10 protein-coding genes are annotated in these 12,001 nt (G+C 71.7%); 6 read left to right on the top strand and 4 right to left on the bottom strand.

The genetic code is table 11. The annotated features are described in order from the left end of the window. Positions 1–259: 259 nt before the first annotated feature. Positions 260–1,399, top strand: a complete 1,140-nt coding sequence (locus ABZ281_RS17315; RefSeq protein ID WP_356656336.1) for a site-2 protease family protein — start codon at positions 260–262, stop codon at positions 1,397–1,399. Positions 1,400–1,410: 11 nt separating this feature from the next. Here ABZ281_RS17315 and hpnR read toward each other — a convergent pair whose 3' ends face one another. Then, on the bottom strand, positions 1,411–2,904 hold the full coding sequence (gene hpnR, locus ABZ281_RS17310; protein ID WP_356656334.1) for a hopanoid C-3 methylase HpnR: 1,494 nt from the start codon (positions 2,902–2,904) through the stop codon (positions 1,411–1,413). Positions 2,905–3,385: 481 nt separating this feature from the next. Here hpnR and ABZ281_RS17305 point away from each other — a divergent pair, with 481 nt between their 5' ends. Both ABZ281_RS17305 and ABZ281_RS17300 read left to right on the top strand, forming a co-directional pair. After that, a complete protein-coding gene (locus ABZ281_RS17305) occupies positions 3,386–3,832 on the top strand; it encodes an SPW repeat protein (RefSeq protein ID WP_356656332.1) in 447 nt (148 codons plus the stop codon). Between the two features lie 159 nt (positions 3,833–3,991). Continuing rightward, positions 3,992–5,527 (top strand): MFS transporter, encoded by a 1,536-nt coding sequence (locus tag ABZ281_RS17300; protein WP_356656330.1) that lies wholly within the window; start codon positions 3,992–3,994, stop codon positions 5,525–5,527. Between the two features lie 39 nt (positions 5,528–5,566). Here ABZ281_RS17300 and ABZ281_RS17295 read toward each other — a convergent pair whose 3' ends face one another. Together ABZ281_RS17295 and ABZ281_RS17290 are read right to left on the bottom strand one after the other, a co-directional pair. Then, a complete protein-coding gene (locus tag ABZ281_RS17295) occupies positions 5,567–5,887 on the bottom strand; it encodes a hypothetical protein (protein ID WP_356656328.1) in 321 nt (106 codons plus the stop codon). A 178-nt stretch (positions 5,888–6,065) separates the two neighbouring features. After that, positions 6,066–7,553, bottom strand: coding sequence for a phosphatase PAP2 family protein (locus ABZ281_RS17290; RefSeq protein WP_356656326.1), 1,488 nt, complete (start codon positions 7,551–7,553; stop codon positions 6,066–6,068). A gap of 153 nt (positions 7,554–7,706) precedes the next feature. On the opposite strand from ABZ281_RS17290, the gene ABZ281_RS17285 reads away from it, so the two are divergent. From ABZ281_RS17285 to ABZ281_RS17275, 3 genes are all read left to right on the top strand, one after another. Continuing rightward, entirely contained in the window at positions 7,707–8,315 is a 609-nt protein-coding gene (locus ABZ281_RS17285) for a hypothetical protein (RefSeq protein ID WP_356656324.1), read from the top strand. A gap of 366 nt (positions 8,316–8,681) precedes the next feature. Next, positions 8,682–9,221 carry a copper chaperone PCu(A)C gene (locus ABZ281_RS17280; RefSeq protein ID WP_356656322.1) on the top strand — a complete coding sequence of 180 codons (540 nt, stop codon included), beginning with the start codon at positions 8,682–8,684 and terminating at the stop codon, positions 9,219–9,221. Between the two features lie 176 nt (positions 9,222–9,397). Further along, positions 9,398–10,810 (top strand): SGNH/GDSL hydrolase family protein, encoded by a 1,413-nt coding sequence (locus tag ABZ281_RS17275; protein ID WP_356656320.1) that lies wholly within the window; start codon positions 9,398–9,400, stop codon positions 10,808–10,810. Positions 10,811–11,193: 383 nt separating this feature from the next. Here the strand turns inward: ABZ281_RS17275 and ABZ281_RS17270 are convergent. Continuing rightward, positions 11,194–12,001 (bottom strand): SbcC/MukB-like Walker B domain-containing protein (locus ABZ281_RS17270; protein WP_356656318.1); only part of this gene is annotated, 808 nt, incomplete at its 5' end.

Genomic DNA, 12,001 nt, shown 5'->3' with positions numbered 1-12,001 from the left:
GAAGATGCCCAACAGGGTGGCACCTCCGGCTGTCCCCTCGCGGAGGCGTGCGCCCGGCCCCGATCACTCTACGAAGGGGGCTTCGCAGGCCGGCGCCCGACCCTGTTGTCGATCAAGAGGTCGGCCGGACCGGGATGTGCCGGGCAGCGGCGCACAGAACGTTCTCAGGCCCGCGCTCGGGGCAACGGGCGAGGGATGAAGACCTCGCCGCGTGGAACCCGTATCAGCAGAGCGCGGACGTGAGGGAGGTGCATCCGCTGTGAAGGCGACGTTCTCTCTCGGGCGTGTGGCCGGCATCCGGATCGGCGTGCACTGGAGCGTCCTGGTCATCCTCCTCGTGCTCGCCTTCGGGCTCGCGGGCCGGCTCCCCGACGCCTACCCGGACCGGCCGCCCTGGCAGTACTGGCTCACCGGGCTGCTCGGCGCGCTGGTCTTCCTGCTGTCCCTGCTGGCCCATGAACTCAGCCACGCCCTCGTGGCGCGCCGCAACGGCGTGGACGTCGACGACATCACCCTGTGGCTCCTGGGCGGCATCGCCCGGCTGAAGAGCGAAGCCCCCACACCCGCCGCCGAGGTCCGCATCGCCGGGGTCGGCCCGCTGGTCAGCCTGCTGCTCGGGGTGCTCTTCGGGCTCCTCGCAGGTCTGTTCGCGGCTCTGGACGGTGCCGGACTCGCTGTCGAGACACTCGCGTGGCTGGCGGGCATCAACATCCTGCTGGCCGTCTTCAACGCCCTGCCCGCCGCCCCGCTGGACGGCGGACGGCTGCTGCGGGCGGTGGTGTGGCGCAGGACAGGCAGCCCGCTACGCGCGACCGCGGTGGCGACCGGCGCCGGACGGGCGCTGGGCTGGGTGCTGATCGGCGGCGGACTCTACCTCTTCCTGATCGGCGCGCTCTTCAGCGGCTTCTGGCTGGTCATCCTCGGCTGGTTCCTCATCGCCATGGCCACCGCGGAGGGTGGCCAGGCGAAGCTGCGGGAGCTGCTCAGCGGCGTCGCGGTGCGCCAGGCGATGGGGCACGACCCCGTCACCGTGCCCGCCTCACTCACCGTGGCCCAGTTCCTCACCGCGCCCGAGTACCGCTACCGGCACTCCGCCTTTCCCGTGGTCGACGCCGAACAGCACCCCGTCGGGCTGGTACCCGTGAAGACCGCCGCCGAGGCCCCCGAGGCGACACGAAGCGCCCCCGTCACCTCGGTGATGATCCCGATCGAGGACATCCCCACACCCCACCCCGACGACCCGCTCGTAGGAGTTCTGCCCGAGCTGGACGCCAGTCCGGCACACCGCGCCCTGGCAGTCGAGGACGGCCGGGTAGCCGGGGTACTCACCAGCTCCGACATCAGCCGAGTCACCACCTGGCTGGCGTCCTCCTCCTCATGGCGCCACCGGACCTTCTGAACCACTCGGGCCTATTCCGCCTGCCCGCTGTCGCGTCGGGCTGCCGGGCGGGTGTGGACGTACAGCTGCCGACGATCACCGACGTCCAGGTGGCGCGGCAGTGGGAGCTCGTAGCGCACCGGGCGGTGGTGGTCGGCCAGCTGCCGGGCGGGGTTGTACACGCGGTTGAACTTCCACAGCATCCGGGCGAAGTTGGTCTGTCCGCGGGCGAGGTTGCCGCCCAGGACGCGCAGCGCACCCACCGCGGTGCGCAGCCCCAGGTGCTTGCGGTTGATGACCGCCTGCGTCCGGACCAGTTCACGGTAGAAGACGTCCAGGGGCAGGGTGGTGGGCACCACGGCGTGCTGGATATCGAAGAGCCGGTAGTCGCGGGTGGTGAGCCTGCGCGATTCCGTGTGCCAGATCTCGGTGCCCGGGTACGGCGTCATCACCGTCAGGTGCACGATCTCCGGGACGGCCAGGGCGAAATCCCGTACGACACGGAAGCGCTCCTCGTCCCACGCCGGATCGACGATGAGGTTGATCGCCACGTTGATCCCGAGCCGGCGTGCCACTTCCAGGGCCCGGAAGTTGTCGTCGGGGGTGACCCGCTTGCGGTACAGGTCCAGCCCCTCGGCGTCGATGGCCTCCATGCCGAGGAACATGTATTTCAGCCCCAGGCGGGTCCAGCGCTGGAAGACCTCCTCGTTGCGCAGCAGCACGTCGCTGCGGGTCTCCAGGTAGTAGTGCTTGCGGATCTTGCGGCGCTCCAGTTCGGCGGCGATGGAGTGCCCGTGTTCGGGCCGGATGAAGGCGACGTCGTCGACGATGAACACGTTCGGCTCGCGGATGCCCGCCATCTCCGCGCCCGCTGCCTCGGGTGAGGCCTTGCGGTAGCTGCGGCCGTAGAAGGTCCAGGCGGAGCAGAACGAGCAGTCCCAGGGACAGCCCCGGGTGAACTCGATCGAGGCGCAGGGATCCAGTTCGCCGATGAAGTACCGGCGCCGGTGGCGGGTGAGGTCGCGCGCCGGCACAGGGCTGTCGATGCTGTGCAGCATCCGCGGTTCGGGGCCGCGGCCCTGCGCTGTGACGATGCCCGGCACGTCCTGGACGCCGCCGTCCGCCAGCGCGGCCAGCAGGCAGACGACGGCCGGCTCCCCCTCGCCCCGCACCACCGCGTCCACGGCCCCTTCTGCCTGTTCGAGCACGTCCTCGGCCACGAAGGAGACGCTGTGCCCGCCGAAGAAGACGAAGCAGCCCGGGTGCGCGCGCTTGGCCGCATGCGCGAGGCCGATCGCCTCGGGAATGTTGGCGAGGTAGTTCAAGGACACCCCGAGAGCGTCCGGACGGAAGGAGGAGAACTCACGGGCCAGCTCCCTCTCACCGGTCACCTGCAGATCCACCACTCTCACCTCGTGACCGGCGTCCCGGGCCGCGCCGGCCACCCGTTCCAGGCCGAGCGGCTCCAGACGCAGGAAGATCTCCGAGTACATCAGGGCACTGGGGTGGACGAGAAGCAGACGCATGGTCACCTCGGTGGACAGCGGACGAGAGCAGCGGCCGGACGGCTGCTGTCACAGAGGTTCCACACACGGTGGACCGGAACCAGACGTCCGTCGAACGGCCCACGTTCGCCGCCCTGCAGAACGGCTCTCCCCCGCGCTCACCCGCCCGGCTGCTCCCCGGAGGGCCCCCACCGGCAGGCGTGCCCGGTCCTGCCGGTGGTGTCGTATTCCACACCGAACCCGGAAGGCCCTCACCTGTTCAAGATCCCTCAACCGAGACCTGGCTCACCCGTCCACAACCTCCCCGGACAGAACATCTAGCCGCCGCCAGGGCCGTCCATCCGGCTCTACGGTCGTCGGCCCCTCCCTCAATGCCTACGACGGCGCATTCCGTCCACCCTCCCAAACTTTTACTGATTTTTCTCTCTTGATCCGCATATACCGGTCATAAGGAGGGACTCCTCGTTGGAGCCGCAGTCCTTACGGAGAGGAGACGACGGTCATGTCGTATCCGCAGCAGTCAAGTGAGATGCGCACGCATCCGGATTTCGCCGAGATGCGGGAACGGTTCGAGCGCACTGCCTCCAGCGGGCCGGCCATAGCCCTGGAGGGACTCATCCTTCTGGCGGGCGTCTACGCCGCCATTTCACCCTGGGTCGTCCACTTCACCAACGAACCCAACATCACCGTCAACAACCTGATCGTGGGCATCACCGTGAGTGTGATCGCCCTCGGCATGACCACGGCTCCCGGCCGTATGCTCACGCTGACGTGGGTCGTCGCGCCGCTCGGTGCCTGGCTGGTGCTGTCCCCTTGGGTGGTCACCGCTGACCACGGTGCCCGGGCCGGCATCGTCTGGAACAACTGTTTCGTGGGCGGGGTGACAGCCGTCCTGGGCCTGGCCGCCATGGCCCTGGTCGCCGACACCGCCCGCCGCGAGCGCCGGTGAGGCTTCGAGCCCGCGCAGAGCCCGCCCCGGTTCGCGCGGGCTCCGGCACTGAGCACCCTCCGCTTCACCAGCGGTCAGATCGAAAGCCCCCGGTACGGAGGCTGAAGCTGGATCGGGGGTGCCGGCCCGGCACCCCCGGCGGCGAGTGAGTGATCGACCGTGACCGGAGCTCTCAGGGCGGCTGTCCGGCGCGGAACCTCAGCGGCGGCTCACCGCCTGGCCGATGAGGTGGGCGGGCGGGCGCGCGGCAGGATCGTCGGGTTGCTCGCCGCGGTGATCGCTCTGGACGGCGCGGACAAGGCGACCGTCTCCATCAACGCCGGCAGCATCGAGAGCGTCTTCGGGGTCGGGCACACGAAAGTGGGTCTGCTGATCTCTCTGACGGCCCTGTCCGGGGCGGTGTTCACCCTACCCGCGGGCGTGCTGACCGACCGGGTCGACCGTACCCGGCTTCTGACGGGAAGCATCCTCCTGTGGTGTGTGGCCACGGTCTTCGCGGGCGGTGCGATGTCGTATCTGTGGCTTGTGCTGTCACGGATCGCGCTGGGGGCGGTGACGGCGAGCGCCGGGCCGGGCGTCGCCTCGCTGATGGGCGACTACTTCCCCGCTTCCGAGCGGGCCCGGCTGTACGGGTTCGTCCTCGCGGGTGAACTCGTGGGCACCGGCATCGGGTACGTGGTGTCCACCAACGTCAGCGCGCTGGTGGGCTGGCGTTACTCCTTCACCTGGCTGGCTCTGCCGGGCCTAGCCCTGGCCTGGGCCGTATGGCGCCTTCCCGAGCCACCGCGCGGTGGTGGCGCATGGCTGCCCGCCGGAGACGGGAGTCTGCCCGACGGCGTCGGCCGGCGGGCCCCGGGGAACCAGGGGGCAGCGCCGCAGACACAGGCGGCCACCGCGCCCCCCGGCTCCGCCCGGCAGATCGCCGCTGCGTCGGACAGTGAGCCGTATCCGGACAGAGTGCTGCGCGAGGACCCTTCGGCCATGTCCGTGGGGGCAGCGCTTCGGTATGTCCTGCGTATCCGTACCGTCGTCCTGATCATCGTGGCGTCCGGGCTGGGCATGTTCTTCTTCGCCGGTGTGCGCACGTTCGCCCTGCTCTACGTCACCGAGCACTACGACGTCGGCAAGAGCACCGCCAGCGGACTGACGTTGGTGCTGGGCGGCGGCATGCTGGCGGGACTCATGATCGGCTCCCGTGCCCCCGACTGGGCCCTGCGCCGGGGACATGCCGGCGGCCGGGTCCTGGTACCGTCCCTCGCCCTGCTTGCCGCGCCGATCGCACTGGCACCCGGGCTGGCCATCGCCTCACCGCTGCTCGCCCTGCCCCTGCTCAGCGTGGGCGGCGCGCTGCTCGCTTCCGCCAACCCGCCCCTGGACGCCGCCCGGCTCGACATCGTCCCCGCGGGCCTGTGGGGCAGAGCCGAAGGCGTCCGCACCGTCGTACGCAGCGGCGGGGAATTCGCCGCCCCTGTGCTGTTCGGCGCGACGGCCTCCGCCCTCGCCACCGGCGGCGGCCGCGCGGCGGGTCTGGAGCCCGCCATCCTCCTGGCCCTGCTGCCCCTGTTCGCCGCCGGCCTCATCGGACTGCTCGCCCTGCGCACCTACCCCCGTGACGTCGCCACCGCCCTCGCCTCGACCACGGCCGGAGACCGGCCGCCGCCGGACAGCGCCAGCCCCGAGTCCGCACCGTCCTGACGGTCTCACCCGAGCCACACCGGTCCCGCGCCCCTGCCGTCATCCCTGGCCCGCCCCTGACAGACGCTCCGGCAGCTTCGACGTCATCGGCTCCTGGCCGGTCCCGGCCGAGGTACCGGCTTCCGCCGCCTTCTCGCAGTCCGATGCCGCCGGGCCGACCTGCTGATCGCAGCGACCGGCGCCGGTCTGATCATCGCGGCCTTCCTCGGCGAGCGGCCCCACCAGCGGCGGGGTGGGCGCCCGTTCGGCGGGGGCCGCGAAGCCGGGGACGTCGAGCAGGTGGCAGGCCGTGTGCTCGGCGCACCAGCGTGCCGACGGCAGCAGAGCTCCCATCGCTCCCAGCCCGGGTATCCAGACCACGGGCGGGCGGTCACTCTCCACGGGAGGGGCAGCGGAAAGGCACCGTAGCGCAGAACCGACACCCGTGCGGCGGCTTCTCCCGCTGGGGCTGGCGGTCGTCCGCCTCACAGCTGCCACACGTACTCCGTGCACGGCTGACCCCCTGGGTCCGTAACCCGGGCGAAGCGTCTCCGCTTCGTCACTCGTGCTCCAGTTCGTGCTCCGCCGGGTTCAGGGTGGCCTGTTCTCTCGCTCGGTCCTCGGGTGCGGGGCGCGTGGCCCACCAGCAGGCCGCGGTCCAGGGCCCGGCCAGGAGCAGGGCGGCCAGCACGTCGCTGGGGTAGTGGGCGCCTGCGTACAGACGCTCGACGGCCACCGCCGCCGTGATCAGCACGCTCAGAACCACGCAGGTCAGCCGCCACCACATACGGCCGGTGGCTCTGAAGACGATGATCGCCGTGCAGACCGTGAGCGTCAGGGTGGCGGTGACATGGCCGGAGGGAAAGCTCGCCGTGGGCGGCAGGTCGCCGGTCAGGTGCGGTACGTCGGGCCGGGCCCGGGCCACCAGCGCCACGGTGACGAGGAAGAGGGTGATCTGCCCCACCAAGCCCAGGGCCAGCAGTGCAAGGGGCCGCCAGCTACGGGTGACAGCCACGGAGAGCGGCGCCACGATCGCCACCGCTGCGATGATGCCCGGCGCTCCGCCCAGGATTCGCAGCCCCTCGGAGACATGGTTCAGCCACGGTGTGCGCACGTCGACCAGGTCGCGCACCACGGCACGGTCCCAGCCCGGTGGCCCCGAGCCCGCTCCGGCATCCTCCACCAGTACTCCCAGGCCGTAGAGCGCGCCGGCGATCAGCAGCCAGGCCACCAGCAGTTCGGTTCCGGCCACCAGCGGACGCGGCAGCACATGGGCGTGCCGTTCGGGCACCGGCCGCAGTTCCCGGGCCGAACCGAGCACCGGCAGCGCGGAGGGAACGCGGGAGCGCTCGACGGCGCCGCCCTCGGCGGCCTGCGGCAGCGGGTGACCCCACAGGCGCTCGCGCGGCCAGTGCCGGAACGCCACGGCGGTCACCGCCAGCCAGACCGCGCCCAGCAGCCAGCCCGCGACGACGTCACTGAGGTAGTGCAACCCGAGCGCGATCCGGGTGAACCCCACCAGCACGACGAGCACGACCGCCACCGCAGTGGCGACCCGGCGCACCCTCCCGTTCATCACCGGCAGGAACACCAGCAGCAGCACGCCGTAGGACACCAGGGAGCTGAGGGCGTGCCCGCTGGGAAAGCTCAAGCCCGACGGCGTTCCCAGGGGCTCCTCGACGACCGGCCTGAGCCGACCCACGAGTGCCTTGACCAGCGAGATCAGGATCCAGGCGCCCACCGCGGCCGCCACCACATACAGCGCCGCCCGCACCTGACGGCGCAGCAGCAGCCACGCGACACCGACGCTGGTCACCCAGGCCAGGGCCGGGCTGCCGCCCAGGTCGGTGACCACCCGCAGAGCTCTCACCAGCACCCCATGGCCGGCCACGGCACCGTTCAGACCGTCGGCCACCGCCTGATCCAGCCGCCGCAGCGGGCCCCACTCACCGCGCACCAGGAACAGCAGCAGAACGAACCCCGTCGCGGCCAGCAACAGCAGCACCGCAACCACCGCAGGGCGCGCCACCGTCCGCTCATCACGCATGCGCCGTTCCTCCCGCCACGCCACCGGATCCTCCGAGTCCCCCCACGGCTCCCGTCCTATCCCTGCGCTCCCCGCAGCCCGCACTCATCGGCGTGGGCGGCACCGGCCCGCGTCCGGATGACTGCCGGATGTTCCTTGGGGAACTCGCCCACGGTGGCCATCGCTCGTCCTCGCGCCCTGCGGCTTACCGCCGACGCGATCCGGATCCTGGCGCTCGGCAGCGTCGTGTACGTGCTCTTCAGCGGGCACGACGGGGCCGTCATTCTGACGCTGTTGTTCCTGGCCCTGCTCGTACCCCGCCTCATCCGGCTTCCCGCCTTGCTGGACCTGTTGCTGTGCGCCGCGCTGACCTGGGCGGCCTGGTCGTCGGTCTTCCAGTGGTACCGGGTGACCGACTGGTACGACACCGTCGTGCACGCCGTGACCCCGGGCACCGTGGCTGCCACCCTGCACCTACTTCTCGCACGCTGGCAGCTGCTGCCCTCACCAGGCGACCGAGCCCTGCGGCCCGCCTCCGTCCCCCTGATCACCACCGCTCTGGGTGCCATGGTCGCCTCCCTCTGGGAGATGTACGAATGGCTGGCAACGGACGTCTTCGACGCACAGGTCCGGGTCGGGTACGAGGACACGATCGCCGACATGGCCGCAGGCGTTGCCGGATCCCTGGCAGCGGGCTTGATACTCGCCCGGCGGGCCACCCGTCCTGCCCCCCGACCGAGTGGAAACAACGATCCCCCGCCGCCCGAGCAGCCATCGTCATGAGGAGGAGCCGTCCCCTCACGGTGCCGCGTGGCACCGGTGGGACGCGGCTTTGGGCCCGCCGAGAGCGGGACGCCGGCGTTCCGTGGCGCCGCGCCGACGGGGCGCTGCACAGGGCACCACCGCCCGTGGCGATCCCTTCGCGGCGCGGTGGCCGTCAGCCGTCCAGAAGGCCGTGGCACAGCGCGCCTTCGGGGGGCGGGGTCGACTGCCCGCCCCTCCGCTCGCGCCATTCGCTGCCTGTTCCTGCGCGTCCGCCGTCTGGCCGAGGACGTGCGCCCTGGCCGTGGTGGGCGTGGCATGCCTGTAAGCGGCGGCAGTGTGCCGCGAGAACCACGAAAGAAATGGGTGGTATGGATGTCTGCGAGGATGACGCGTCCGCGGCGGAGGGTGCTCGCCCTTTTCCTGGCGGGCTGTCTCGCCGCCATGGGTACGACGGGGTGCGCCGGTGACGACGACATCACGCACAACCCACCGGGCGCCAACGCCCGCGTCGGACCGGTCCTGATCCGCTACGCGCACATCGCCGAACCCCCCGACGGCCCATGGGCGGAGGGAGAGGACGCTCCCTTCTACCTCTGGCTGTTCAACCAGGGACAACGCCCCGACAGGCTGCTCGGCGCGGAGACGACCGTCGCACGGTCCGTGGACATCGTGAGCGCCGACGGCGCTGTGCGGGGCCCGGTCGGCGTACCCACCGGCAAACTCGTCGAGTTCGAGAAGGGACGTGCTCATCTGCTGCTCAGGGACCTGCACCAGCGAATCCGCGGCGGGGACTACGTGTGGATCACCCTGCGCTTCGAACGAGCCGGCGAGGTCGCACTGCAGGTCCACTCCCAGATCCCCACCTACGTCGACAGGCAAGCAACCGACGAACCGGGCCTGACCTCGCCCTCGCCGGACGAGTGACACCCACGGGGAAGTGAGCGCAGGATGGGCGGTCACCGGCACTGGGCAGCCGTCCGCTTGCCTCTCCCCGCCCACTCCTACGCGAGGGCCTCAGGGGCACGCACCGTGCTCCTGCCCTGCGTCACATCCTCACCAACCGCTGTCCACACCACGACGGGCGGACGGGAGCGGGAGTAGTGAAATTCAAGCGGAAGCCACCGACACCCCGCGACGGCGGCAGGAAGCGGCGCAGGGTCGCGGTCGCCTTCGCCTATCTCCTCGGGCTGGCGGCACTGGCCCTGGCCGCGGTGTGGCTGGCGGTGCTGATCACGCCGCTGCAACCGGTGTCGGCGGCCGGCCAGACGGTGCGGGTGGGCGCAGCGCCGCTGAAGTGGAGTCTGTCCGGTCCTGGCCGGCTCGACCTGTTCGGCCAAAGCCTCCCCACTCAGCCGCACTTCGACGGGCCGATCAGGCCCCGGCTGCAGCTGACCCACATCAAGGAGGACGCCGAGGTGGCCCGGCTGCTGCGCTCCGGCGACCACGAACAGCTCACCCTGGAGGTTGGCCGCAAGTTGGCGGCCGGCTGGCTCCGCTACGGCGCCTGGGAGACCGCGATCGCCGCCGGGCTGGTGCTGCTGCCCCTGGCCGCCTGGACTGGCCTGCGCCGCATGCCTCCACGTCGCACCGCCCGCGTGCTGGCCGGCGGCGTCGCCCTGGTCGCGGCGGTCAACGCCATCGGCTTCTACCTGCTGGCCTCGGACACCCCGCAGGCGCTGCGGGAGGTGCGGTCGCTCCAGGACCTCGTCGGCGACAGCCCCCAGGCCCCCGTGCCCGAGGCCGATACACCGCCGTTGGGCTCCGTGCAGGTGGTGGCCCTGGGCGACTCGACCGCGGCAGGCATCGGAAACGGCCCTCTGCCCGACCCTGACCAGCTGGACAGGGCATGCCGACGCAGCGCGGACTCCTACCCACGGGCGCTGGCCAGAGCCAATGACTGGCACCTGCTCCACCTCGCCTGCTCCGGCGCCACGATCCGTGACGGCATCCTCGGTGTGCAGATCGTCGGTGACCAGGTGGCCCCGCCGCAGTTCGCCCAGGCACAACGAGCCACACAGGCATCCGTCATCACCGTCAGTGTCGGGGCCAACGACGTGCGCTGGGCGGACCTGGTCAGACTCTGCGCGGCCTCCCCCAGCTGTGACGACCGGGCCTCCACCGCCTTCTTCCAGAACCGCCTCGCCCGGTTCACCCTCGACTACCGAGCCCTCCTGCGCCGGCTGGCCGCCTTCCCCCAGCACCCCACAGTCCTGATCAACGAGTACTACGACCCCTTCGGCGCCGACGTCGGATGCCTCCGCGGAGAAGGTCTCACCCGGCAGAAGGTGCAGGTGCTGCGCTCACGGCTGGCCGCACTCAACTCCGTCCTGAGGCAAGGAGCCGAGACCGCCGGCTTCACACCGGTGAAGCCCGATTTCGCGGGCCATGGCCTGTGCAGTGCTCAGCCCTACGTACAGTCACCGACCGACCGCGCTCCACTGCACCCGACGGCCGCCGGAGCCCTGGCCATCGCCCTCGCGGACCAGCAGGCCCTCCCCGCCTCCGCCCGGTGAGCCCCTGAACGACTTCACCTGCGACGCGGCCACCGCCCCGCCCGGACCCGCCCGTCCTGGCGTTCACCACGTGGACCGCTGTTCCCCGTTCGACGTGGCCGCATCCCGGTTGGCGTCGGTAGTCGGCTCGCGCTCGAGCCGACATCCTCGTACCGGACGGTGCGTCTGCACGTCGACCGGGCCCGGACATCAGCCTCCCGAGAGACGGGCCCTCGTTCCGGCGGCCACCACCGCGTGCAGGCTCCCGGCACTCGGACGACATCGTGCGCGCTGCGGCCTCCGGGGCCGCGGCGCCGTCGTGGTCAGCGAGGGCGCCGGTGTGGGCGCCGCCAGTCCGACTGCCTTCCTGCCCGCTCCTCGCCCCTTCCCCCGGCCCGCTGACCTCAGCCTGCGCCGCGCTGCCGCAGCGTCGACCCGGACCGGCCCTTGACCACTTCGAGCTGGGCGTGGATCCGCCGCCGCAGGTCGGCGACATGGCTGACGATGCCGACGCTCCGGTCGCGTTCGCGCAGGGAGTCGAGGACGTCGAGCACCTCGTCGAGGGTCTGGTCGTCGAGGCTGCCGAAGCCCTCGTCGATGAAGAGGGTGTCCAGCCGCACCCCGCCCGCCTCGTCCGTGACGACGTCCGCGAGGCCGAGGGCGAGGGCGAGGGAGGCGAAGAACGTCTCGCCGCCGGACAGGGTCGCGGTGTCCCGTTCACGGCCGGTCCAGGCGTCGACGACGTGCAGTCCGAGTCCGCTGCGGCCGCGCCCGGTGCGGTCGTCGGAGTGGACGAGGGTGTAGCGGCCGGAGGACATGCGGCGCAGCCGGACGGTCGCGGCGGCGGCGACCTGCTCGAGCCGGGCCGCCAGGACGTACGACTCCAGGCGCATCCGGCGTTCGTTGTCCGCCGAGGTGCCGGCGGCGAGGCCGGCCATGCGGGCGACGCGGTCGTACTCCTCGCGCAGCGGCGCCAGCCGGCGCACGGAGGCGGTCGCCCGGGCGGAGAGCCGGTCGAGTTCGGCGCAGCGCCGGCCGGCGGCGTCGTGGGCGGAGGCGGCGTCGCGCAGGCGCTGGTCCGCCGCGTCGGCGGCCTGCCGGGCCGATTCCAGGTCGGCCTGCGGTTCGCGGGCCGCCGCTGCCGTGTCGGCCTCGGCGAGGACGGCCCGCACGGCGGCGTCCTCGTGCTGCCAGGCGTCCAGGCGGCGTTGC

It is taken from the genome of Streptomyces sp. NPDC006265 (assembly GCF_040613555.1).
GTDB lineage: Bacteria > Actinomycetota > Actinomycetes > Streptomycetales > Streptomycetaceae > Streptomyces.
The sequence above is the reverse complement of the archived record's forward strand: the minus strand, read 5'-3'. Positions and strand labels throughout refer to the sequence as shown.

Excerpts from the sequence above, each read along its gene's own strand:
- hpnR (WP_356656334.1), bottom strand. The coding sequence starts at position 2,904 with ATGCGTCTGCTTCTCGTCCACCCCAGTGCCCTGATGTACTCGGAGATC.
- ABZ281_RS17305 (WP_356656332.1), top strand. The coding sequence starts at position 3,386 with ATGTCGTATCCGCAGCAGTCAAGTGAGATGCGCACGCATCCGGATTTC.
- ABZ281_RS17290 (WP_356656326.1), bottom strand. The coding sequence starts at position 7,553 with ATGCGTGATGAGCGGACGGTGGCGCGCCCTGCGGTGGTTGCGGTGCTG.
- ABZ281_RS17280 (WP_356656322.1), top strand. The coding sequence starts at position 8,682 with ATGACGCGTCCGCGGCGGAGGGTGCTCGCCCTTTTCCTGGCGGGCTGT.